The organism is Streptomonospora alba (assembly GCF_000826685.1).
Classification (GTDB): Bacteria; Actinomycetota; Actinomycetes; order Streptosporangiales; family Streptosporangiaceae; genus Streptomonospora; species Streptomonospora alba.
Genome location: NZ_JROO01000037.1, coordinates 1 through 23,449, shown reverse-complemented (window position 1 = coordinate 23,449; position 23,449 = coordinate 1). Strand labels below are relative to the sequence as shown.

Annotated in this window: 22 protein-coding genes; 15 read left to right on the top strand and 7 right to left on the bottom strand. The window is 72.1% G+C overall.

Going from position 1 to position 23,449, the window contains the following annotated elements; all coding sequences use genetic code 11:
• Positions 1 to 142 precede the first annotated feature (142 nt).
• The 5 genes from LP52_RS28485 (at position 143) to LP52_RS18775 (ending at position 4,585) form a co-directional block, all read left to right on the top strand.
• Positions 143 to 373: a Scr1 family TA system antitoxin-like transcriptional regulator gene (locus LP52_RS28485; protein ID WP_238580987.1), complete on the top strand. Its 231-nt coding sequence runs from the start codon at positions 143 to 145 to the stop codon at positions 371 to 373.
• Entirely contained in the window at positions 370 to 621 is a 252-nt protein-coding gene (locus LP52_RS18790) for a DUF397 domain-containing protein (RefSeq protein ID WP_040275449.1), read from the top strand. Before LP52_RS28485 ends, LP52_RS18790 begins: the two co-directional genes overlap by 4 nt.
• 349 nt (positions 622 to 970) lie before the next feature.
• Entirely contained in the window at positions 971 to 1,711 is a 741-nt protein-coding gene (locus LP52_RS18785; RefSeq protein ID WP_040275447.1) for a hypothetical protein, read from the top strand.
• Positions 1,712 to 1,978: 267 nt separating this feature from the next.
• Complete coding sequence (locus tag LP52_RS18780; protein WP_052810022.1) at positions 1,979 to 3,268, top strand: PP2C family protein-serine/threonine phosphatase; 1,290 nt, start codon at positions 1,979 to 1,981, stop codon at positions 3,266 to 3,268.
• Positions 3,269 to 3,541: 273 nt separating this feature from the next.
• Positions 3,542 to 4,585 carry a LacI family DNA-binding transcriptional regulator gene (locus LP52_RS18775; protein WP_040275445.1) on the top strand — a complete coding sequence of 348 codons (1,044 nt, stop codon included), beginning with the start codon at positions 3,542 to 3,544 and terminating at the stop codon, positions 4,583 to 4,585.
• 72 nt (positions 4,586 to 4,657) lie between these two features.
• Here LP52_RS18775 and LP52_RS18770 read toward each other — a convergent pair whose 3' ends face one another.
• Complete coding sequence (locus tag LP52_RS18770) at positions 4,658 to 5,092, bottom strand: PPOX class F420-dependent oxidoreductase (RefSeq protein WP_040275443.1); 435 nt, start codon at positions 5,090 to 5,092, stop codon at positions 4,658 to 4,660.
• A gap of 413 nt (positions 5,093 to 5,505) precedes the next feature.
• On the opposite strand from LP52_RS18770, the gene LP52_RS18765 reads away from it, so the two are divergent.
• A complete protein-coding gene (locus tag LP52_RS18765; RefSeq protein ID WP_084723325.1) occupies positions 5,506 to 6,747 on the top strand; it encodes an MFS transporter in 1,242 nt (413 codons plus the stop codon).
• A 68-nt stretch (positions 6,748 to 6,815) separates the two neighbouring features.
• Here the strand turns inward: LP52_RS18765 and LP52_RS18760 are convergent, their stop codons facing one another.
• Positions 6,816 to 7,376 (bottom strand): TetR/AcrR family transcriptional regulator, encoded by a 561-nt coding sequence (locus LP52_RS18760; RefSeq protein ID WP_040275439.1) that lies wholly within the window; start codon positions 7,374 to 7,376, stop codon positions 6,816 to 6,818.
• Between the two features lie 85 nt (positions 7,377 to 7,461).
• Between LP52_RS18760 and LP52_RS18755 the strand changes: the two genes are divergently transcribed.
• Positions 7,462 to 7,923: a nuclear transport factor 2 family protein gene (locus LP52_RS18755; protein WP_040275437.1), complete on the top strand. Its 462-nt coding sequence runs from the start codon at positions 7,462 to 7,464 to the stop codon at positions 7,921 to 7,923.
• A 156-nt stretch (positions 7,924 to 8,079) separates the two neighbouring features.
• Here LP52_RS18755 and LP52_RS18750 read toward each other — a convergent pair whose 3' ends face one another.
• Positions 8,080 to 8,616 carry a hypothetical protein gene (locus LP52_RS18750; protein ID WP_157036396.1) on the bottom strand — a complete coding sequence of 179 codons (537 nt, stop codon included), beginning with the start codon at positions 8,614 to 8,616 and terminating at the stop codon, positions 8,080 to 8,082.
• A gap of 314 nt (positions 8,617 to 8,930) precedes the next feature.
• Here LP52_RS18750 and LP52_RS18745 point away from each other — a divergent pair, with 314 nt between their 5' ends.
• Positions 8,931 to 9,368: a hypothetical protein gene (locus tag LP52_RS18745; RefSeq protein WP_040275436.1), complete on the top strand. Its 438-nt coding sequence runs from the start codon at positions 8,931 to 8,933 to the stop codon at positions 9,366 to 9,368.
• Positions 9,369 to 9,693: 325 nt separating this feature from the next.
• Here the strand turns inward: LP52_RS18745 and LP52_RS18740 are convergent, their stop codons facing one another.
• Both LP52_RS18740 and LP52_RS18735 read right to left on the bottom strand, forming a co-directional pair.
• Positions 9,694 to 11,430, bottom strand: a complete 1,737-nt coding sequence (locus LP52_RS18740; RefSeq protein WP_040275431.1) for a DEAD/DEAH box helicase — start codon at positions 11,428 to 11,430, stop codon at positions 9,694 to 9,696.
• A 156-nt stretch (positions 11,431 to 11,586) separates the two neighbouring features.
• Positions 11,587 to 12,525 carry a LysR substrate-binding domain-containing protein gene (locus LP52_RS18735; RefSeq protein ID WP_238580986.1) on the bottom strand — a complete coding sequence of 313 codons (939 nt, stop codon included), beginning with the start codon at positions 12,523 to 12,525 and terminating at the stop codon, positions 11,587 to 11,589.
• A gap of 209 nt (positions 12,526 to 12,734) precedes the next feature.
• Here LP52_RS18735 and LP52_RS18730 point away from each other — a divergent pair, with 209 nt between their 5' ends.
• The 6 genes from LP52_RS18730 to fahA all read left to right on the top strand — a co-directional run bounded on the left by LP52_RS18730 (position 12,735) and on the right by fahA (position 20,210).
• Entirely contained in the window at positions 12,735 to 14,045 is a 1,311-nt protein-coding gene (locus LP52_RS18730) for an MFS transporter (RefSeq protein WP_040275430.1), read from the top strand.
• Positions 14,046 to 14,135: 90 nt separating this feature from the next.
• Positions 14,136 to 15,098 (top strand): MBL fold metallo-hydrolase, encoded by a 963-nt coding sequence (locus LP52_RS18725; protein ID WP_040275428.1) that lies wholly within the window; start codon positions 14,136 to 14,138, stop codon positions 15,096 to 15,098.
• Positions 15,099 to 15,127: 29 nt separating this feature from the next.
• A complete protein-coding gene (locus tag LP52_RS18720; RefSeq protein WP_052810020.1) occupies positions 15,128 to 16,828 on the top strand; it encodes an FAD-dependent monooxygenase in 1,701 nt (566 codons plus the stop codon).
• Positions 16,803 to 18,005, top strand: a complete 1,203-nt coding sequence (locus tag LP52_RS18715; RefSeq protein WP_040275426.1) for a homogentisate 1,2-dioxygenase — start codon at positions 16,803 to 16,805, stop codon at positions 18,003 to 18,005. The genes LP52_RS18720 and LP52_RS18715 overlap by 26 nt, the downstream gene beginning before the upstream one ends.
• Entirely contained in the window at positions 18,002 to 18,943 is a 942-nt protein-coding gene (locus tag LP52_RS18710; RefSeq protein ID WP_338011649.1) for a hypothetical protein, read from the top strand. Before LP52_RS18715 ends, LP52_RS18710 begins: the two co-directional genes overlap by 4 nt.
• 46 nt (positions 18,944 to 18,989) lie before the next feature.
• A complete protein-coding gene (gene fahA, locus LP52_RS18705; protein WP_040275492.1) occupies positions 18,990 to 20,210 on the top strand; it encodes a fumarylacetoacetase in 1,221 nt (406 codons plus the stop codon).
• 70 nt (positions 20,211 to 20,280) lie between these two features.
• On the opposite strand, the gene LP52_RS18700 is transcribed toward fahA, so the two are convergent.
• Positions 20,281 to 21,207, bottom strand: coding sequence for a glycoside hydrolase family 16 protein (locus tag LP52_RS18700; RefSeq protein WP_084723324.1), 927 nt, complete (start codon positions 21,205 to 21,207; stop codon positions 20,281 to 20,283).
• A 330-nt stretch (positions 21,208 to 21,537) separates the two neighbouring features.
• Entirely contained in the window at positions 21,538 to 22,143 is a 606-nt protein-coding gene (locus tag LP52_RS18695) for a TetR/AcrR family transcriptional regulator (RefSeq protein ID WP_052810019.1), read from the bottom strand.
• A 255-nt stretch (positions 22,144 to 22,398) separates the two neighbouring features.
• Here LP52_RS18695 and LP52_RS18690 point away from each other — a divergent pair, with 255 nt between their 5' ends.
• A complete protein-coding gene (locus LP52_RS18690) occupies positions 22,399 to 23,364 on the top strand; it encodes an oxidoreductase (RefSeq protein ID WP_040275424.1) in 966 nt (321 codons plus the stop codon).
• Positions 23,365 to 23,449 lie beyond the last annotated feature (85 nt).

Here is a 23,449-nt window from a genome sequence, read left to right as displayed (position 1 = left end):
CGGTCTCACAGCAGCGCCTCCAGCGCGCCCAGGGCCGCGTCCCGCCGCAGCTTGCCGTGGAAGTACTGGTTGCGATAGGTGCGCAGGCAGCTGTAGCCGACTCCTGGAGGCATCGGATGAACAGGGCATTTCCATCCAGGTAGTGCCGTACCAAACCGAGCTTCATCCTGGGTTGTCGAACGCCTTCACCCTGTATGAGGTTCCCGACAGAGACAGCATCCTGTACGTGGATACCCGAGGCTCAGGAACCGCGACTGACGAGCCCGAGAATGTGGCAGACCATATGCGTCTCTTCGGGGATCTGCAGGGAATCGCCCTGCCTCCGGAAGCATCTCGAAGGCTGATCGAACAGATTCAAGGAGAGCTTTCATGACCGCCCGCGGCCTTACCTGGCGTAAGTCCAGCTACAGCAACGACACCGGCGGGAACTGCGTCGAGATGGCTGTGACCTGGCGCAAATCCACCTACAGCAACTCCCAGAACGGCAACTGCGTCGAGGTGGCGGACACCGCATACGGAGCAGCCGTCCGCGACACCCAGCACCGCGACCACGGCCACCTCGCCTTCCCCGCCTGCGAGTGGTCGTCCTTCCTGAAGGACCTCAAGGACCGTCGACTCTGACCCCCGACTCACACAGTGATCCCCTGTCCCCACGGCCTCCTCACCTCCCGAGAGGGCCGTGTCTCTTTGCGCATCCCGGCGACTCCCGCAACCCCTCCAGCGAGTTCTCCACAGGCGTTAAGTCAAGCTTCCACGCGCGCGCACGCTCCCCCGTAGGAGTGCCGCATCGTCCAGCCCAATACGACCGAATAGACCCGAAGATCCCGCGATAGCAAGCACGCCACCGGCGGGCCCTTGTCCCGCCGTGAACGGTCCGCCGCGCGGGGAGCGGCTGACCGGCCCGGCCACGCGGCGGCGACCTCCGCCGCCGGAGTCCCCGGATCGCAGACCAGGTAGGAAGGGACCGCAGGTGTCCACCCCCCACGGAACCACCCCGCAGCGCACCCGCTGGCTGATCACCGTCTTAGTCGTTCTGGTTATGGTCTTGGCCTTGGCTCTGGCCATGGCGGTGGGCTACGCCCTGGGCTCGGGCGGAACCGACGAGGCGGCGAGCCGACCTTCATCCTCCCCCTCGCCGTCCGGTAGCGGGGGGCCGATCCGATTGTCCGGAGGTAGCGCCCAGGTCGACGGGCGCTACCCGGTCAAGTTCGCTCGCACGCCCGAGGGGGCGGTCTCCGCCCTCGCCGCCTTCAACAGCAGCTACACAACCCTCGATCCGGCGGTTAAGGCGCGCGCCGGTCAGCTCTACATGAACGAGATGCGGAACATGGATATGCGAGAGCTGACCGAAGGCATGCGCGCCAACATCGACCTCGAACTGGAGTCATACGGCTTCGGCATGACGTTCGAGGAGCTTCCGACGCAGGCATCGATGTCGGCCCTCCCGTTGGGCGCGGTCTACGAGCGGGTCGACGCGCGCAGGATCGACGTCGCGTTGCTGGTGCGGATCTCCGCCTACGACGGGATATCCCGGCGCACCGAATTCCTCGTCACTCCAAAAGCCCGGTGCATCTGGATGGAGGACGTACGTGACGGCGACTGGATGATGGCCGACGATTTCCCCAAGATCGAGGCGCCCGAGAAAGCCGAACCCCACACGGCCGCGTTCGAGAACTCCGAATGGACCGAGTTGCAGGGCGGCGTTCCATGACGCCCCTGTCCCTGCCCCTGCGTACCCCCGCCCAGCCCATGCCCGGCCGCTGAAAGCGAATACCCCCATGCCCCAGCTCGCGTTCGCGCCGACCGGTTGCTCGTCATGGCGCGGCGGGGGCGAGGGGTGGTGCGAACGGGCATACCCTGGTGTGATGGCGTGTCCGCAGGTCCCCCTCTCGTCCGCCGTAGATTCGGCCGGGATGCAGGTCGGGAATTCTCTGCCCCGACGGCCGGTTGATCGCTGTGGCGAGGAGGGGGCTACTCGATGAGCGATGCTGAGTCGCGGCCGGGAAGCGCTGGCGAGGATGAAGAACGATCCCTGTCGGGACTGCGGCTGCTGGCCGAGGCGGGTGCGGTGCTCGGCAGCAGCTTGGACCCCGACGACCTGCTGCACCGCCTTGCCCGGTTGACGGTGCCCGAACTGGCCGACTGGTGCGTGGCCGACTACGTGGGCGAGCATGTGCGCCGGGTCGCCGTGGTGCACCGGGACCCCGGCGTCGAGCTGCCGGACGACCTGCTGGGGACGCTGCCCGACCCGGAACCCGTCGATCCCGCCTCCTCCAGTCCTCTCGAACGGATGCTGGCGGGCGAGGGACCGTTCGTGTTCACCGACCGGTCCCAGGCGACCAGCGCGCTGGGCCAGGCGCACCGGGAGCTGACCGAGACCCTGGGCACCGGTACCGAGATCCTCGTCCCGCTGCGTGCGCGGCGGCGCGTGCTGGGCGGGCTGGTCCTGGTGCGCACCACCCACGACCGCCCCGTGACCGAGAGCGAACTGGTCCTGCTGCAGGACCTGGCCCACCGCGCCGGGCTGGCCCTGGACAACGCCCGGCTCTACTCCGCCCAGCGCGACGCGGCGCAGAACTTCCAGCGCGCGCTGCTGCCCGCGCTGCCGGACCTCAAGCAGGTGGAGCTGGCGGCCAGGTACGCGCCCGCTCAGGAGAACGTCGAGGTGGGCGGCGACTGGTACGACGTGGTCGTGCTGCCCGACGGGGCTCCGGCCGTGACCGTGGGCGACGTCAGCGGGCACGACCTCACCGCGGCGGTGGAGATGGCCCGGCTGCAGAACATGCTGCGCACCCTGGCCTGGGAGCACCAGGAGCCGCCGAGCGCGATCATGCGCCGCCTCGACGGGCTGCTGGAGTACTTCTCGGCGCACACGGCCACCGCCGTCTACGCGCGTTTGAACGGCGGCGGCGGCGAGCCGCTGACCTTCCACTGGACCAACGCCGGGCACTACCCGCCGCTGCTGGTCCTGGAAGACGGTACGAGCCGCTTCCTGGAGGAGGGCTACGACGTGCTGCTGGGCGTCGGCGGCGACTGGGACCGCGCCGACGCCCGGGTGGAGCTGCCCCGCGGCGCGACCCTCCTGCTCTACACCGACGGCCTGGTGGAGCGCCGCGGCGAGGAGATCGACCGCGGCCTGATACGCCTGCGCCAGCATGCCGCGCAGTTCGCCGGGGAGTCCCCCGACGCGCTCTGCGACGGCCTGCTGAGCCACATGTCGGAGTCCTCCGAGGACGACATCGTCCTCCTCGCACTGCGCGCTCCCTGAACCGTTGCCCGCGGCGCTGGGGCCTGCCGGGGGCCGCGGGCCTCCGTCCGCAGCGCCGTGGTCGGCGAGGCCCGGAGTCGGGTGTTTTAACGTGCTAACCTCAGAGGTTCCTACCCTGAAAGACTGTTGGGTACCGTGGCGGCCACGCGGCCGGGCCGGGTCGGGCGTATCACCGTTGATCTTGTACCTACCGTCACGGGAAATCGTTATCCGTGACGGTAGGTACAAGATCAACGGGGCTCGGCGGAGTCGGAATCGGCGTGGAGGAGGCAGGTGCCGGATACCGAGAGCGCAGCCGGGGCCGTCGAGCCGAAGCGGCGCCCCACGATGGGCGACGTCGCCGAACGCGTGGGCGTGTCCCGGCAACTGGTGTCGCTGGTCATGCGCGACCAGGCCGGGCCCAGCGACGAGACCCGCCGCCGTGTGCGCGAGGCTGCCGACGAGCTCGGCTACCGCCCGCATACCGCCGCGCAGCTGCTGCGCCGCACCCGCAGCCGGCAGATCGGCGTCCTGTTCAACATGGACCAGCCGCACAACGTCGAACTGGTCGAGGGCATCTACGCCTGCGCCCAGGACCTCGGCTACGGCATCGCGCTCAGCGCCAACGTCCCCTCGCGCGACGAGCGCCAGGCGATCGAGGAGCTGCTGGGGCTGCGCAGCGAGGCCCTCATCCTCACCGGCCCCTCACCCGCCCCCTCGCCCGATCTGAGCAGGGTGGCCGAGCAGGTGCCCGTGGTCCAGGTGAGCCGCAGTGCCACGGTGCCGGGCGCCGACCTGGTACGCAGCTCCGAGGCCCCGGGCATGAGCAGGGCGATCGGCTACCTCGCCGACCTGGGCCACCGCGACATCGTCCACGTCGACGGCGGCGCCGCGCTCGAAGCCGAGGAGCGCCGGCGCGGCTACCGCGACGCGATGCGCCGGCACGGGCTCGCCGACCGCGCCCGGGAACTGCCCGGCGCCTTCACCGAGGAGTCGGGCGCCCGCGCCGCCCGCGAACTGCTCGCCCAGGACGTGCTGCCCACAGCGGTGGTCACCGCCAACGACCGCTGCGCCCGCGGCCTGCTGGAGGTCTTCGTACGCGCCGGCGTACGCGTTCCCGAGGACGTGTCGGTGATCGGCTATGACGACAGCCGGCTGGCCCATCTGTCGTTCCTCGACCTCACCTCGGTGCGCCAGGATTCGGCCCAGCTCGCCGAGCTTGCCGTGCAGGCGGTGACCGAACGCCTCGACGAGGGGCGCACCACCGCCAAGGAGTTCGCGATCACCCCCACCCTGACGGTGCGGGGGACCTCGGGCCCGGTACGCACCGCACAGTAGGGCTCCGCCGGGAGCGGGGGAGCGGGGAGCGGGACAGCGGGGAAGCAGGGGCGCGGAGCCGGGCCGCGGCCGTCAGCCGATCCGGTCGCCGACGACGCGTTCGACCGCCATCCGCATGAGCACCCTGCGGTCGGCGACCATCACCGAGCGGTACTCCTCCCAGTCCGGGTGCTCCCCGGCGGCCTTGCGGTAGTACTCCACCAGCGCGTCGACCTCGGGGCCGAGGGGATCGGCACCCGGGCCGGTGAGTGAGACCGTGCCCTCGGCGGTGGCCCACGACCGGCCGTCGGCGGCGGTGACCTCCAGCGCGGCGCGCGGATCGCGGCGGAGGTTCGCGGTCTTGGCGCGCCCTTCGGTCATGGAGACGTAGAGGAGCTCGTCCGACCGGTCGTAGAAGGGCGTCACGGGGGAGAGCTGGGGGCGGCCGTCCGACTTGATCGTCGCCAGGACGCCGAGGCGGCTTTCGGCGAGCAGAGCGTGCGGGCTGAATGCGGTGTCGGTCGTCATATCAGGTCCAATCGCGGGCCGGGGCGGGCTATTCCCTGCCGTGTGAAGCGGAGCGCGGTGGGCCGCCTCGCCTCCCTCCGCCGCCGGGGGACGGATCACTCCGCGCTCCGTGCTCCCTGCTCCGGCCGCCCTGCGCGAAGCACGTCTCACGCCCTCGTGACCGACATCATCGCCGCCCGCGGCAATCTCCCCGCCGATCCTGTTGGCACGTGCTAGGTGACCGTGGTTGTCTGGAAGAGACCCCTTCGGAAGGCCTCGTCGGAATCCGGGGCCGCAGCGGTGAGCGGACCGCCGGCTGCCCGGGGGCCACCGTTTCCTCCTGCACCCGACGCTCCTCGCCCCGCACATCGCACTGCTGCGGGCGGCGGCGTCCGTACCGCGCGAATCCACCGCCAGCGAAAGGCTGAGCCACCATGCGCCTTGCCCTGCTCGCCATGGCCCTCGGAGCCTTCGGTATCGGAACCACCGAGTTCGTCATCATGGGGCTGCTGCCCGAGGTCTCCGCGGATCTGGACGTGTCGGTCTCCTCGGCCGGCAACCTCATCGCCGGCTACGCCATCGGCGTCGTCATCGGCGCGCCGCTGCTGACGGTTCTCAGCACCCGCCTTCCGCGCCGCACCGCCCTGGTGCTCTTCATGGGCGTCTTCGCCGCCGGCAACCTGCTCTCGGCCCTGGCCCCGGAGTTCGGGGCCGTACTCGGGTTCCGCGTGCTCACCGGGCTGCCGCACGGCGCCTACTTCGGCGCCGCGGCCGTGGCCGCCGCGCAGCTGGCCGAGCCGGGGCGGCGGGCGCGCAACGTCGCCCGCGTGTTCCTCGGCCTGACCATCGCCAACGTGGTCGGGGTGCCCGCCGGCACCTGGCTCGGCCAGGAGCTGGGCTGGCGCGCCACGTTCGGCGTCGTCGCCGTCATCGGGCTCGTCGCCATGGCGGGGATCGCGCTGTGCGTACCCCGACTGCCCAAGCCGCAGGGCGTGCGCCTGCGCCACGAGCTGGCCGGTCTGGCCAACCGGCAGGTCGTCCTGGGCCTGATGACGATCGTGCTGGGCTGCTCGGGCGTGTTCGCGGTCTACACCTACATCGCGCCGACGATGAAGGAGCTGGCCGGATTCTCCGAAGCGGGCGTAACCGGCGTGCTCGCGCTCTTCGGCGTCGGTATGACGCTGGGAGGACTCATCGGCGGCAGGATCGCCGACCGCGCACTGCGCCCGTCGGTCTACGGCTCGCTCACCTCGCTGGCCGTGGTGCTGCTGCTGTTCTCCTTCGCCGCACACAACCCCTGGACCGCGGCGATCGGCGTGGTCGCCCTCGGCGTGGCGACCTTCGCGACCTGCACCGTCATCCAGGTCTTCCTGATGGCCAAGGCCGAGCGCGCGCCCACTCTCACCTCGGCCTCCAACCACGCGGCGTTCAACATGGCCAACGCGCTCGGCGCGTGGATCGGCGGTGCGGTCATCGGCGCGGGCTTCGGCTACACCGCGCCCGCCCTGGCCGGTGCCGCGATGGCGGCGGTCGGCGTGTGCCTGGCCGTCGTCGCCGGCTACCTGGACCGCCCGCGGCCGCCGCACGCGGCGGAGGCGGGGGAGCAGGGCCGCCAGGACCGCCCGGAAGTGGAGCCCGGCGTCCCCGCCGGAAGCGGGGCCGGCTCCGCCCGCTGAGCGAGCGGTCGCGCGGCACGAGCCGTCCCGGAACCGGCGGGGGCCGGTTCCGGGACGGCTGCCGGAGCTCATCCGAGGAGGGCCTCGGCCGCGGCGCGCGCTTCCTCGGCCGGCGCGGGGTCCCCGGTGATGCCGGCGGTGACGACGGCCCCTTCGGCGAGCAGGAACACCGGCTCGACCGCCGGACTTCCGGTCTCCCGCACCCATGCTGCGATCTGGTCGTGGAAGGCCCGCTTGTGCGAGCGGACCTCGTCGAGGACCGCCGGAGAGGAGGACCCCAGTTCCCCGTGCGCGTTGATCCAGGCGCAACCGCGGAACCCCGGCTCGGCGAACCACCGGCCGAGCCAGTCGAAGACCGCCAGGACTCGGGCGCGCGGGTCGTCGAACCGTTCGACGTAGTCGGCCAGGCTCCCTCGCCACCGCCGGTCGCGCCGCCGGAGCATCGCGACGACGAGTTCCTCCTTGGTGGCGAACAAGGAGTAGATCCGCTTCAGCGGCAGACCGGCGGCCGAACGGATCTCGTCCATCCCGACCGCCCGGACGCCCCGCTCATAGAAGAGCGACTCCGCGGCGTCCAGCAGGACATCGCGGTCCTGACGGCGCTGCTCCGCGCTGATCGGGGTCGGCATCGGGGGCTCCTTGACATCGAGAACGATCGTTCTCTAGCGTAGCCCCACTTGTCGAGAACGACCGTTCTCCACCGTGGAGGCTGCGATGCCCGAGTCCCGACCGCCCTATCCGCCGTTCGACGAGCAGAGCGCGCTGCGAAAGGTCCAGGCCGCCGAGGACGCGTGGAACACCCGTGACCCCGAGCGCGTCGCCCTGGCTTACACGCCGGACTCGGTGTGGCGGAACCGCGACCGGTTCCTCGCCGGGCGCGAGGAGATCGTCGCGTTCCTGACCGCCAAATGGGAGCGGGAGTTGGACTACGCGCTCCGCAAGAGCCTGTGGAGCTTCCACGGCGAGCGCATCGCGGTCCGCTTCCAGTACGAGTGCCACGACACCGCTGGCCAGTGGTGGCGCAGCTACGGCAACGAACTCTGGGAGTTCGACGGCAACGGGCTGATGCGGCGCCGGGAGGCGAGCATCAACGACGTCGCGATCGCCGAAGCCGACCGGAGGATCTTCGGGCCGCGGCCCGAGAGCGAGCACGGGGTCGACATGCCTCTTCAGTGAGCGGCCCGTGCGCACCCCGCGTCAGCCGGTGGGCGTAGCGTTGCCGCCTGCGCCCGCCGGCCGGTGTGTGCCGCGAGGTCACGCAGGGATCGGAGACTCGCGCTGCTGTCGGCACTGCGGGCCGCCGGGCCGCACCTCCGACCGCATCCGGTCGGGTCAGGAGCCCGGCGCCATGGGCACCTGCGGCTGCGGCTCGGGAACCTGCAAGTAGGCTCCGGCCGCCACGAGGACCAAGAGCGCGCCCACCGCGATGGTCGCGGACGCGATCCACCGCGCCCACGGCCGTGTGGAGGCGTCGGCGAGCGCGAGGCTGAGCCCCCCGGAGACGACGGCCAGGAGTGCGACCGCGCCCTCGGCGATCATCATGCCGCCGATGACGCCCTCCTGGCTCTGGGCCAGCAGGCTCGGTACCACCTCGGTGGCCCGCCATCCCGCCAGCAGGCCGCCGACGAGCATCAGGCCGATGATGGCGAAGGTTTCGGCGGAGAGGATCCCGCCCGGGGCCGGTGCGAAGCTGTGCGTTCGCGCGCCGGATTCGGTGTCGAGCCCCTCGGCGTCGTCGAAACCGCCGTCGGTTTCGGAGTCGCCGACGGTTTCGGGACTGTGCTCGGGTTCGGACATTTCAGGGGTCGACGCATCGGAGGGCTCGGGAGCCGCTGTCGTGCCCTGGCCGGTCTCGGAATTGGTAGTCATTGTCCTCACCGTATCCACCGCGGTGTTATGCGTGTGTAAGCGAGCCGCTACGCGGCTGTGTCTGCACCCCATCTACCAGGCGATACGCGGGCAGGATCCGTTCGGCCGGTGTCCGCTTGGCACGAGCGAAACGAGGAACCTGCAGGGTCGGCCCCGCGACGGGCCTGGGCATCGCGAGTCGCGGCGCTGCGGCGCCGTTCCGGCTGAGCGGCGCGGTCGCCGCGATTCCACCGCTGCGCGGGCCGCCTTCTTGCGGAACTCCAGGGCCTCGTGCGCAGTGGTAGCTTTGCCCGACTATGCGGGTGAAGGGAGTCGTGAGCGCAGCCCTCGTCATCATCCTGGCCGCCGGCTGCTTCGCGGCGGTGAAGGTGCTGACGCCCGCCGACCGGACGCACCGCTTCGCCAACGGGGTATCCGTCCAGCTGATCTCCTTCGACCGGGGCAGGCACGACGGCACGCCCTACGCCGCGTGGTCGCTGAACATTCTGAACGGGTCCGGATCGTCGATCCGCCTGGCCCCGAGGACGCGGTGCTGGACGGGTCTTCCCCCGCGCCGGGCCGACACCGTTCCTGCAGTCGACAAGGCGGGCAGGGTGGCCGTGAACGTTCCGCCCGGTACGGCCACCACCTTGCGCGGGGCCTGTGCGATGGCTGCCGAGGAGGACCGGTTCCTCTACTCCGTCCGGCTCTCCGAGGACTACGACTCCGGGCTGGGTGCGCCGTTCGCCTTCCACGGCAAGATGCCCGTCTGAGGACCCGCCCCCGTTCCGCTCCTCCACCTCCTCCCGCGCCTCAAGCCCGTTGATCTTGTACCTGCGGAGACGGCAATCGATTTCCGGTGTCCGTAGGTACAAGATCAACGCGGGAAGGGGCGCGGGAAGGGGGCGGGAGAGCGGCGGGGAATGTCCGACCCGCGTGCGAGAGTCGGTGCCGTCCGGTCGGCGCGTGGCCGACAGCGGTGGCCGGGCTCGGGGTCCAGGGCCCGCCGGCGGGGGACGGAACCGCCGGCGGGCCGCCCCTCACGCAGTTGTGCACCGCGCGCGGCCACCCGCCCGGCGCGCGGCCACCCGCCCGCAGCTACTTGGCGGACTCCTTGGCGTCGCGGCGTACCGGGGCCTTGCGGCCCTTGATGGTGGTGTTCTTCAGCGCCGAGATGACCTCGTCTGCGGACGCGGCGGGCACCTCGACCAGGGAGAACCGCTCGGCGATCTCGATGTGGCCGATGTCGCGGCCGCGCAGTTCCGACTCGCCGGTGATCGCGCCCACCAGGTCCTGCGGACGGACCTTGGCCCCGCGTCCGGCGCCGATGAACAGGCGCGTCATCCCTCCGGTGGACTCCCGCCCGCCGCGCTGCTCGCCGCCCTCGGACCGCTGGCCGCGCTTGCCGTTGTCGCGCTGCTTGCGGCCCTTGTCCTTCTGCTCGGGCTTGATGCTGACCTCGGGGATCTCCTCCTCCTCGTCGACCGAGCCGCCGGAGGCCTCGTGGGCGAGCTTGACCGCCGCCAGCGCCACCTCCATCACGTCGAACTCGTCGGCCAGCGTCTCGACGACCACGCGGAAGTGCTCGCGGTCGTCCTCGGCCTCGTCGTCGAGCAGGCTCTCGCGCAGCGCCGCGGTGGTCAGTTCCAGGCGGCGGGCGCGGATGTCGGCGATCGTGGGGAGCTTCTGCACCGTGATCGTGTAGTCGGTGGCGCGGCGGATGGCCTTGAGCATGCGGTGCTCGCGCGGCTCCACCAGCGTGATGGCCACCCCCTCGCGGCCCGCGCGGCCCACCCGGCCGATGCGGTGCACGTAGGAGTCCGGCGCCGAGGGCACGTTGTAGTTGACCACGTGCGACAGGTGCTCGATGTCGAGTCCGCGCGCGGCGACGTCGGTGGCCACGACCAGGTCGATGGTGCCGGCGCGCAGCCGACCCAGGGTGCGGTCGCGCTGCTCCTGGCTCATTCCGCCGTGCAGCGCCTCGGAGCGGTGGCCGCGCCCGTTGAGCACCTCGGAGAGCTGGTCGACCTCCTCGCGGGTGCGGCAGAAGACGATGGTGGCCGTGGGCGACTCCACGTCCAGCAGGCGCCCGATCGCGGCGGGCTTGTGCGCACGCGGCACCACGTAGGCGCTCTGGCGCACCAGCGGCGCCTCGCCGGCGGCGCTGGTCTCCCGGGCGATCTGGATGCGCACCGGGTCGGTGAGGTTCCCGCTGGCCATCCGCTCGATGCGTGGGGGCATCGTCGCCGAGAACAGCACGGTCTGGCAGCCCTCGGGGATCTCCTCCATGATGGTTTCGATGTCTTCGGCGAAGCCCATGTCGAACATCTCGTCGGCCTCGTCGAGCACCGTCATCGCCAACTCGTCCAGCGCGAGCGTGCCCCGGTTCATGTGGTCCAGCGCCCGGCCCGGGGTGGCCACGACCACGTCGACGCCGCGCTCCAGGCTGCGGATCTGGCGGCCGATCGGCTGGCCGCCGTAGACCGGCAGGACCCGCACGCCGACGTCGCGGCCGTAGCGGTGTACCGCCTCGCAGACCTGAACGGCCAGCTCGCGGGTGGGCACCAGCACCAGGGCCATCGGCGCCGAGCCCTCGCGCTGCTCTCCCTGCTCGACCATGCGCTGCAGGATCGGCAGCGCGAACGCGGCGGTCTTGCCGGTGCCGGTGGCCGCCTGGCCCAGCAGGTCCCGCCTTTCGATCACGTGCGGAATGGCTTCGCGCTGGATGGGGGTAGGCTCCTCGTAGCCCAGCCGGGCGAGTGCGTCGAGAAGCTCCTCCCGCAGCGGCAGTTCGGCGAAGCCGGGGACGGCATCGGCGGCGGCGGGTGTGGCCATGACGGGACTCCTCGTGCGGGCGTACGGCGTGAACGGGTGTCGGCGGCAGGCGCCGCCAGGGAATGATCCCACTTCCCACGGCGCGGTGCGGACCGAACACGGCCCTGCGCGGCCGTGCGATCGCCCTCACCGCTCCGCAGCCCGCGGCGGCCCCGGCTACGCCTGAGAGGCCTCCGGCCGGGCTCCGGTCGGCAGAGCGGCGTCGCGGCAGTACCGCAGGAACTCTTCGGCGCGGCGGTTCAGCCGCACCGCACGCGGCCACGCCAGCAGCACCGCCTCGGCGCGCACCGGTTCGGCGATTTCCTTGATGACCACGCGCGACCCCTCGTACGTTCGGTCGTTGGAGGGGCGCTGTACGAGGATACTCCAGCCCATGCCGCGTCCGACCAGAGCGCGGGCTACCTCGTAGCTGGTGGGCCTGTAGCGCACCCGCGGCACCACTCCGAAACCGTGGCACAGCCCCAGCGCGTGGTGGGAGCTGGGAGCGGCGTCCAGCAGCACCATGGGCTCGGGGGCCAGCTCGTGCAGCGACACCGCGGGACGATCGGCCAGCGGGTGGTCGGCCGGCAGCAGGATGTGCGGACGCATCGTGAACAGCTCGGCCCGCTCCATCTCCGGCACCACGTCCATGTCGTAGATGACCGCCAGATCCAACTCGCCGCTGAGCAGGCGCCGCTGGAGCACGTCCTGGGTGGCTTCGGCGAAGTCCACGGTCAACCCCGGATGCAGCGCGGAGAAGCCCTGCAGCAGCGGCGGCAGCACCGTGGGCGCCAGCGTCACGAAGCACCCCAGCGACAGCACCCCGGTCAGCGATCCCTCTCCCGCGCTTGCCTCGCCCTCCAGGTCCTCGGCCTGGCGCAGCAGCTGGCGGGCGCGGCGCAGCACCTGGGTGCCCGTGGGGGTCAGCGTGATGCCGTGGGACTTGCGGCGCACACACAACTGCACTTTGAGCGCGCGCTCCAGGTCGCTGAGCGCGAGCGAGACCGCGGGCTGGGAGATGTGCAGGCGCTGGGCGGCCTCGCTGATGGTGCCGGCCTCGGCGATGGCGACGAAATAGGCGAGCTGGCGCAGGGAGAACCGCGGCGCAGGATTCATAAGTTCCGCCAATCCCACTCCCAAGTTTCCTATGCTTTACCAATGCAGTGATCGGGATCACCCTAGAGGGAAGCGGTGGCCCACCCCACACCGGGCTCCTGCGCACCCGGTCCGTCCCGCCGGTGAGCACCGCGGCGACGACCGACCACCAGCCCGAGGACCAGCCGCGCCGGCCCGCCCGGCGCCGCCGACATCTGCGAGGTGCCGCCATGCCCCCCACGCCCCGGGCCGCGTCCACCGCACCGGCCCCCGTCAGCCCGTTCAAGGTCGCCTCAGCAAGCTTCATCGGCACCGCCGTGGAGTGGTACGACTACTTCATCTACGGCAGCGCCGCCGCGATCGTGTTCGGCCCGCTGTTCTTCCCCGAGTTCTCCTCGGTGGCCGGCACCCTGGCCGCCTTCGCCACGTTCTCCGTGGGCTTCTTCGCCCGCCCTGTGGGCGGTGTCGTCATGGGCCACTTCGGCGACCGCATCGGCCGCAAATCCATGCTGGTGACCTCGCTGATCATGATGGGCGCGGCCACGTTCGCCATCGGGCTGCTGCCCACCTACCAGACCATCGGCGTGTGGGCGCCGGTGCTGCTGGTCGTCCTCCGCTTCATCCAGGGCCTGGGCGTGGGCGGCGAATGGGGCGGCGCCGTGCTGATGGCCGTCGAGCACGCCCCGCGCCACCGCCGCGGCTTCTACGGCAGCTTCCCGCAGATGGGCGTGCCCGGCGGGCTGATCCTGGCCAACATCGTCTTCCTGTCGATGTCCTCGGCGGTGAGCGACGAGGCGTTCATGGCCTGGGGATGGCGAGTGCCGTTCCTGCTCAGCGCGGTACTGGTGGCGGTGGGCCTGTTCATCCGCTTCCGCATCAGCGAGAGCCCCGACTTCGTGGCGGTCGACCGCAGCGGCGCCAAGGCCCGCATGCCCATCGCCGCGGTGCTGCGCCACAACCCCAAGCAGGTGCTGCTCGCCGCCGGCGCCTTCATCGGCAACAACACCGTCGGCTACATCTTCATGGCCTACGCGCTGTCCTACACCACCACCGTGCTGGGCCTGGACCGCAGCCTGATGCTGGGGATCACCCTCCTGGGCGCGCTCGTGTGGCTGGTCTCCATCCCGTGGGCCTCGGCCCTGAGCGACAGGCTGGGCCGGCGCCGGGTGCTGCTGGGCGGATCGGTCGGGCTGGCCGCCTGGGTGCTGGTGTTCTTCCCGCTCATCGACACCGCGAACACCGGACTGATCGTGATCGCGATGGCGGGCGCCGCGTTCTTCCTCGGCGCCACCTACGGCCCGCTGGCCGCGCTGTTCTCCGAGCTCTTCAGCGCCAGGGTGCGCTACAGCGGCGCCTCCCTGGGCTACCAGGTCGGCTCGATCCTGGGCGGCGGCCTGGCGCCCACCGCCGCCACCGCCCTCTACGCCGCCTGGCAGTCCTCCTGGCCCATCACCGGCTACCTGTTCGCCGTCTGCCTGCTCAGCCTCGCCTGCCTGGCGGTGCTGATGCCCCGGCGCGCCGCTGAGCCCGCCCGGGACTGATCGGCTCCAATCGAGGAACCGGCAGCACACCGCCGGCCCGCCGCCCGCTTCGCCGACCCGATCCCGACCCCAGCAAGAGGAGACATCCCGATGGCAGCCAAACCCTTCGCCTCTTCGGCCGACCTCGCCGAGAAGGAGCAGACGCTCGAGGTCGTCGCCGACGGCGTCTACGCGCTTACCGCCCAGGGCGACCCCAACATCGGCGCGATCGAAGGCGAGGACTTCCTGGTCTGCTTCGAGGCCATGGCCACCCCCACGGCCGCCCGCGAGTGGCTGGCGCGGCTGCGCGAGTACACCGACAAGCCCATCCGCTACCTCGTGCTCTCGCACTACCACGCGGTTCGCGTGCTGGGAGCCAGCGCCTTCGGCGCCGACGTCGTCGTCGCCCACGAGAAGACCCGCGACCTGATCGCCGAACGCGGCGAGGCCGACTGGGCCAGCGAGTTCGGCCGCATGCCGCGCCTGGCCAAGGATCCCGACTCGGTGCCCGGGCTGACCTGGCCCACACTGACCTTCTCCGACCGCACCACCATCGACCTGGGCGGCGACCGCGGGCAGCTCGTCCTGCAATACCTCGGCCGCGGCCACACCGAGGGCGACATCGTCGCCTGGCTGCCCAAGCAGCGCATCCTCTTCGCCGGCGACCTGGTCGAGGCCGAGGCCGCGCTCTACACCGGCGACGCCTTCCACTACGACTGGGCCGGCCCCACCCTCGACGGCCTCGCCGCGCTGCGCGCCGAGGCGCTCATCGGCGGGCGCGGCCCCGTCACCCACGGGCGCGCGGCGGTGGACGCCGCCATCGCTCAGACCCGCGACTTCCTGGGCACCATGATCGCCGAGGTCGGCGCGGTGCACGGGCGCGGCGGCACTCTCAAGGAGGCCTTCACCGCCGCCCACGCCGCGCTGGTGGGCACCTACGGCCACTGGCCCATCTTCGAGCACTGCCTGCCCTTCGACGTGTCGCGGCTGTGGGACGAGCTGTCGGGGATCGAGCGCCCCGTCATCTGGACCGCCGAACGCGATCGCGAGGTCTGGGACCGGCTGCAGAGCTGAGTGCCCTGCCGCGAGTGAACGGAGGCGACATGCCCGAGGAGTCAGTACCGCCCCCCGCCCCGTCGGCCGAGCTCGGCGGGGCGGCCGCACCCGTGCTGGTGCTGGGCGCCGGTCCGGTGGGCCAGACCGCGGCGCTGCTGCTGGCGCGCTGGGGCCTGCCCGTGACCGTCGTCGACGCCCGCCCCGAGCGCGAGGCCGTCGGATCCAAGGCCATCGTCCAGCAGCGCGACGTGCTCGACGTCTGGGAGGACCTGGGCGCCCACGCCGTCGCCGAGGAAGGGCTGACCTGGGACACCGCCCGCACCTTCTACCGCGACCACGAGCTGTTCAGCGTCGGGCTGCGCGACCGCGGCGCCTCGCCGCTGCCGCCGTTCGTCAACCTCTCCCAATCCCGCACCGAGCGCATCCTCGACGAGCGCATGGCCGCGGCCGGGCTGCGCGTGCACTGGAACCACGAGGTCACCGCCATCGACCAGGACGACGCCGGGGTGCGCGTGCGGTGCGCGACCCCCTCGGGCCCGGTCGAGCTGCGCGGCTCCTACGCGGTGGCGTGCCTGGGCCCGCACGGGCGGGTGGCGCGCGAGGCGGTCGGCGCCGACTTCGGCGGCGCCAGCTTCGACGACCGGTTCCTCATCTGCGACATCCGCGCCGATCTGGCCGGATGGGAGCGCGAGCGGCGCTTCTACTTCGACCCCGCGTGGAACCCGGGCCGCCAGATCCTCATCCATCCCTGCCCCGACTCGGTCTACCGCATCGACTGGCAGGTGCCGCCCGACTTCGACCTGGAGCGCGAGGAGGCGCAGGGCGGTCTGGACCGGCGCATCCGCCAGATCATCGGCGAGCGCCCCTACGAGATCGTGTGGCACTCGGTCTACCGCTTCCACACCCGCGTGGCCGACCCCATGGGCGCCGGGCGGGTGCTGCTGGCCGGCGACTGCGCCCACCTGGTCGCCCCCTTCGGGGCGCGCGGCCTCAACTCCGGGGTGCACGACGCCGAGAACGCCGCCTGGAAACTGGCGTTCGCCCTCAACGGCTGGGGCGGCCCGCACCTGGTCGAGAGCTACTCCGCCGAGAGACTGGCCGCGGCCCGCGACAACGCCGAGGTCACCGGCGCCACCATGCGGTTCCTGGTGCCCCGCACCGAGGAGGAGCACGCCCACCGCCTGCGTGTGCTGGAAAGCGCCCGCTCCGATCCGGCCGCGGCCGCACGAGTCGACTCCGGGCGGCTGTTCGAGGCGTTCTGGTACACCGACTCGGCGCTGACCACCCCGTGTGCGCAGCGGCCCTTCCCCGGCCGTCCGCCGCGCGGCGAGGCGCCCGAGCCCTGCCCCGGCGTGCTCGTGCCCGACGTCCCCCTGCACGTGGAGGACAGACCCGGCGTCACGCGGCTGCGCGCGCTGGCGCGCGAGGGGGTCACGGTCATCGCCGCGAGCGCGCACGGCGCCGAAGCCGCCCGAGCCGCAGCGCAGCGCGCCACCGCCGCCCCCGTCACCGCGCTCGCGCTGGAGGAGGCCGACCCCGACGGGGCGCTGGCCGCGGCTCTGGACGCCCGCCCCGGCGAGGTCTGGCTGCTGCGTCCCGACGCCCACATCGCCGCGGTCCTCGACGAGGACGACACGGCGGCCGTCACCGCGGCCGCCGACACCTGCCTGGGCGGCGCACCCGCCGCCGGGCGGATCCCGCGACCAGGAAAGGAGCAGGACGGTGGCGTACTACCGGCACGTGGGTGAGGTCCCGCGCACGCGGCACACCCAGCACCGCACGCCCGAGGGCGGGCTGTACTACGAGGAACTGATGGGCGAGGAGGGGTTCTCCGCCGACTCCTCGCTGCTGTACCACCGCAACATCCCCTCGGCCATCGCCGACGCCCGCCCGTGGCAGGTGCCCGACCAGACCCGCACGCCCAACGCGCCGCTCGTGCCGCGCCACCTGAAGCTGCACGGGCTCTTCGGCGAGGAGTGGAAGGCGGCCGACGCCGTCACCGGGCGCCGCCTGATCCTCGCCAACGACGACGTGCGCATCGGCTACGTCGCCGCCGGGCAGCCCTCCGAGCTCTACCGCAACGCCATCGGCGACGAGTGCGTGTACGTGGAATCGGGCCGCGCCATGGTGGAGACCGTGTTCGGGGCGCTGGAGGTCGGCGGGGGCGACTACGTGATCCTGCCGCGCGCCACCACCCACCGGTGGATCCCCGAGGGCGAGGAGCCCCTGCGCGCTTACGCCGTCGAGGCCAACAGCCACATCACGCCGCCCAAGCGCTACCTTTCGCGCTTCGGCCAGTTCCTGGAACACGCGCCCTACTGCGAGCGCGACCTGCGCGGGCCGAGCGAGCCGCTGCTGGCCGAGGGCAGCGACGTCGACGTGCTGATCAAACACCGCGGCAGCGGCCCGGGCGGCGTGGACGGCACCCGCTACACCTACCCGGCCCATCCCTTCGACGTGGTGGGCTGGGACGGCTGCCTCTACCCCTACGTGTTCAACGTGGCCGACTTCCAGCCGATCACCGGGCGGGTGCACCAGCCGCCGCCGGTCCACCAGGTCTTCGAGGCGCACAACTTCGTGATCTGCAACTTCGTGCCCCGCAAGGTCGACTACCACCCGCTGTCGATCCCCGTGCCCTACTACCACTCCAACGTCGACTCCGACGAGGTCATGTTCTACTGCGGGGGCGACTACGAAGCCCGCAAGGGCTCGGGCATCGGACCGGGCTCGATCTCGCTGCACCCGGGCGGGCACTCCCACGGGCCCCAGCCCGGCGCATACGAGGCCAGCGTGGGTGTGCAGGCCTTCGAGGAGCTGGCGGTCATGGTCGACACCTTCCGTCCGCTGGAGCTGGGTGAGGGTGGTCGGGCCGCCGAAGACCCCGGCTACGCCTGGACGTGGGCCGGCGGCCGGAGGCCGCAGTGAGCCCGCATCCGGGCGGCCGCGCAGCGGGGGAGGCCGGCCCGGACGCGGGTGCGGCGCCGGGGCCGAGCGCCACACCCGCGCTGTATGCCGCGCTGCTGGACGACGCCGCCCTGTTCCCGCCCGGCGAAGCCCCGATGGGCGAAGCGGTCGACGCCCACCTGCGCTACCGGACCGGCCCCCAGAACCCGCTGACCGGGCCCTTCGTGGTGCCGGCCCGCCGCCTGCCCGAACTCGGGGAGGCGCTGCGCACCCGGCCCGGCGCCGTGCTGCGGGTCAGCGTGACGGTGCCCGAGGGGCCCGAGGGCGTGGGCCCGGCGCTGGAGGCGGCCGCGGCCCAGCCCGCGATCGAGGCGGTCGCCGTGGAGGTCGCCGCCCACGGCTCCGATGACGACGCGCAGGCCGCGACCGAGGTGTCGCGTGCCGCCGCCGCGCTGGAGGCGCACCTGCCCGCGTACGCCGCCGGGTTCGTCGAGCTGCCGCGCGGCGCCGACCCGCGCCGGGTCCTGGACGCGCTCTCCGGTACCGCCCAGCTGGCCAAACTGCGCACCGGCGGCACGCGCGCCGACGCCTTCCCCGGCGCGTCCGAGCTGGCCGCCGTCCTGCGCGCCGCCGCCGAGCGCGGCCGGGCCCTCAAATGCACGGCAGGATTGCACCACGCCGTGCGCCACACCGACGCCGCCACCGGCTTCGAGCACCACGGCTTCCTCAACGTGCTGCTGGCCGTGCACGCCGCACTGCAGGGCGCTGGCAACGACGAGGTCGCCCGTGTGCTGTCGGTCGGCGACGGTGCGCGGGTAGCGGCCGAGACGGCGGCGCTCGGCGGCGAGGCGGCCCGCTCCGTCCGCGCCCTGTTCGCCTCGTTCGGTACCTGCAGCGTGCTGGAGCCGCTGGGGGACCTGGTCGCGCTCGGCCGGCTCTCGCCCGCGGTTCTGGAGTGACCGCCCGCCCATCCCCCCGACCCGAGAGGACCCGATTCACGTGCGTATTCCTCACACATGGCTGGGCATCGCCGACGACGACCCGTTCGGCCCGGCCACCCTGCCCTACGGTGTTTTCAGTACCGGCGACGGCGGGCGGCCCCGTGTCGGCGTGGCCGCGGGGGAGTGGGTGCTGGACCTGGCCGCGGCCGCCCACGCCCAGGACGCGCCCTTCGCCGAGATCGTCGACGCGCCCGTTCTCAACCCGCTGATGGCAGCGGGCCCGCAGACCTGGCGCCAGGTGCGCGAGTCGCTGACCGCGTGGCTGACCGACCCCGCTTATGAGGACACGCTCAACCGGTACCTGTTCGAGCGTGCGCGCGTGCGGATGCATCTGCCCTTCGAGGTGGGCGACTACGTCGACTTCTACTCTTCGGAGCACCACGCCACCAACCTCGGCCGGATCCTGCGGCCCGGCCAGCCGCCGCTGAGCCCCAACTGGAAGCACCTGCCCCTGGGCTACCACGGCCGTTCGGGCACCGTGGTGGTCTCGGGTACTGAGATCGTCCGGCCCATGGGCCAGCGCAAGCCGCCCTCCGCCGGGGAACCGGAGTTCGGGCCGTCGACGCGGCTGGACATCGAGGCCGAGGTCGGATTCGTCGTGGGCGTGCCAGCGCCCGGCGGCAGGGTGCCGGTCTCCGATTTCACCGAGCACGTGTTCGGCGCGTTCCTTGTCAACGACTGGTCCGCCCGCGACCTGCAGGCCTGGGAGAACATGCCGCTGGGGCCGTTTCTGGGCAAGTCCTTCGCCACGTCGGTGTCGCCGTGGGTGGTGCCGCTGGAGGCTCTGCAGGAAGCCCGCGTCGACCCGCCCGAGCGCGACCCGGAACCGCTGGAGTACCTGCGCGACGCCCCGGGCGAGCCGTGGGGGCTGGACCTGCGACTGGAGGTGCGGATCAACGGCCACCTCGTCGCCCGGCCGCCGTTCTCGCGGATGTACTGGACCCCGGCCCAGCAGCTGGCGCATCTGACGGTCAACGGCGCATCGCTGCGCACCGGCGACATCTACGCCTCGGGCACGGTCAGCGGGTCCGAGAAGGAGGAGCGGGGGTCGCTGATCGAGCTGTCCTGGAACGGAGAGGAGCCCATCGAGCTGCCCGACGGCAGCACACGCACGTTCCTGGAGGACGGCGACACCGTCACCATCACGGCCACGACCTCGGGCCCGGGGGCCGAGGTGATCGGCCTGGGAGAGGTGGCGGGCCGCGTGCTGCCCGCGCAGGGCTGAACACGCCCGGAGCCGGGGCGCCCGCCTGCGGCGGGGCGGCCCCGGCTCCGGGTGACGTCTGGACCGGGCCTCAGCCCAGGTCGTAGACGCGCACGTAGTCGACCTTCATCTGCTGCGGGAACTGCGTGCTCGCGTCGGGCGCCCCGGGCCACGTGCCGCCGACCGCCACGTTCAGGATCATGAAGAACGGGTGGTCGTAGACCCACGGGTTGCCGCGGGTGTCGGCGGGGGTGAACGTCTGATAGGCGTTTCCGTCGACGAACCAGGTGATGGACTCCGGGCTCCACTCCACCGAGAAGGTGTGGAAGGTGTCGGCGAACGCCCAGCCCTGCGGGTGGTAGTAGGAGCCGGTGATGGGGTTTCCGCCGGAGTAGCCGGGCCCGTGCAGCGAGCCGTGCACATCGGCGGGTTCGCTGCCGATGTTCTCCATGATGTCGATCTCGCCGCTGTCGGGCCAGCCGACCTGGTCGAAGTCTCCGCCCAGCATCCAGAACGCCGGCCAGATGCCCTGGCCGGTGGGGATCTGGATACGGGCCTCGAACCGGCCGTAGGCGTGCTCGAACTTGCCGGCGGTGTTCATCCGGCCCGAGGTGTACTGGCATTGGCCGTAGTGGCACTGGTGCCCGGCCGGGTTGCCCTCGCGGGCGGTGATGACCATGTTGCCGTCGCCGTCGTGGGCGAGGTTGTCGCGGCTGTCGGTGTAGTACTGCAGTTCGTCGTTGCCGCCGCCGTCACCGTTGACCTCGACGTTCCACTTCCCGGGGTCGGGGGCGGTGCCGGCATCGGCGTTGAACTCGTCACGCCAGACCAGCGCGCCGGCGTCGGAGGCCGAGGCGGCTTCGGCAGCGGCGACGGGCTCGGCCGCGGCCGAGCCCGTCGCGTCGCCGGTGTTCACGGCGATCAGTCCGGCCGCGGCCGCTGCAGCGGCGCAGACCGCTGCCGCGGTGCTCAGCACAGGGCCGCGGCGGCGGTTCGTGCGGGGGGTTGCGGTATTCACACTCAACCGATCCGGACGCCGACCGGCCCGCGCGCGGCCCGAAGACCGCAGCGGGGTGACACGGACCGGTTGCGCCCTTGTCGACAGGGGGTTGGCTGGCGGCCCGCTCCGATAGGGGAGACGCCCCGTCGAAAAGCCGACGAACCGGCGCGGAGCGGGCCTGACGTGCACATCACTGAAATGCACGGATCTGTCACCCTACGTATTTGGAAAGAGACGTTACTAAATCCACGCAAAGCACCGCAAGGGGTGGGGCGAGGTAGTCCCTAGGTTTCGTCCCGGCCGGTCGCCCCTCGGCGCTCGCCGGTCCGCTCGGTGCGCGGGGCGAGCTCAGGCGCTGGGGCGCATACCGGCGCAGGCGACCGTGACGAGGCGGCGTGTGGCGGCGGAGGCGTCGTCGCCGGGGCCAGCGCTGCGCGACAGGCAGCCCAGGAGCAGTGCCATGACGTCGGCGGCCTGCAGGTCGGCGCGCACCGCTCCGGCCCGCTGGGCGTGCACCAGCAGCCGGCTCAGTGCGCCGACGATGTCGTAATCGGGGTCGGAGGCTATCGTCGCCTTGTCGAACTCCGTGCCGCTGATCGCGTCGGCCAGCCCGCGGTCCATCGCCCCCTCATCGACGAGGAGGGCGAAGCAGGAGAAGAAGGCCCCGCCGGGATCATCGCTGTCGCCCAGCGCCCGGGCACGCCGCACGTACCTGTGCATGCGCTGGAGGAGAACGGCCTGGAACAGCGCCTGCTTGGTGGGGAAGTGGCGGCTGACGGTCCCGGTGCCCACGCCCGCCCGGCGCGCGATCTCGTGCACGGGCACCGACAGCCCCTCGGCGGCGAACACCTCCTGAGCCACCCGCAGCACGCGCTCGCGGTTGCGCCGCGCGTCGGCCCGCAGCGGGCGTGCCTCATGCGGCTTCGGGCGGGTGCTGTCGTGCTCGATGCCCATGCGCTGATCCGCTCTGTGCTGGGCCCGTGTCGCGGCCGGAAGCGTCGGCGAGTGGTCAGAATAGCGTGCCCGAGTACCGCCTTCGAAGCGCTCGTGCGAAACCACGCGGAGCGGACGTGACAGACATCCCGTCGCGGTAGGGGAACGGCGGGGCGCAAGGCGTCCGTTCCCCGTTCGGCATGCGCGGCACGACGGCCCCTGCCCCCGTCCGCCGTGCCGTGCACCCGCACGCACGTACAGCCCAGGGAGACGCCGATGCCATCCGTAGTGGCCCCCGACCGGAACTGGACCGCTGACCGGATGCCCGACCAGAGCGGGCGGTGCGCCGTCATCACCGGAGCCAACAACGGCCTGGGACGCGAGGCCGCACGCGCGCTGGCCGCGCGCGGGGCCGAGGTCGTGATCGCCTGCCGCGACACGGCCAAGGGCGAGGAAGCGGCCGGGGCCATCCGCGCGGAGGTGCCCGGCGCGCGCCTGGAGACACTGGAACTGGACCTGGCCTCACTCGACTCGGTGCGTACCGCCGCCCGGCGGCTGCGGGACGACCGGTCCCGCATCGACCTGCTGATCAACAACGCGGGAGTGATGACACCGCCGCTGGGCCGCACCGCAGAGGGCTTCGAGCAGCAGTTCGGTGTCAACCATCTGGCCCACTTCGCCTTCACCGGCCTGCTGCTGGACCGCATCCTCGCGGCCGGCGACCCCCGGATCGTGACGGTGAGCAGTGTCGCGCACCGCAGGGGCGGCCTCGACTTCGACGACCTGCACTGGCGCACCCGCCGCTACGACCGCGTCGCGGCCTACGGCCAGTCCAAGCTCGCCAACCTCATGTTCGCCTACGAGCTCCAGCGCCGCCTGCAGGCCGCCGGGGAGACGGCCGTGTCCGTGGCCGCGCACCCGGGCGTCTCGCGCACCGGGCTGTTCCGGCACCACTCTCCCGTGGTGCGGGCGGCGATGGGATCCGCGCTCCGGCCCGTCAACTTCTGGATCGCCCAGACCGCCGAGCGCGGCGTGCTCCCGCTGCTGTACGCGGCAACCGAGACCGACGTCCGCGGCGGCCGCTACTACGGTCCGGCCGGATTCGGAGAGTTCACCGGCCCGCCGAAGCTCACCGACTCCAACGGCCGCTCCCACGACTCCACTGCGCAGCGGCGCCTGTGGCAGGTCTCCGAAGAGCTGACCGGCGTCACCTACCCGCTCGCCGAGCCGGCCTCCTCCTGACCGGCGACGGGCGGAGTCGGCGAGCCACGGCAGGGCCCAGGCCACCCCTTGCCGCGCAAGCCGCCCGCGCCCGCGCCCGCGGCCC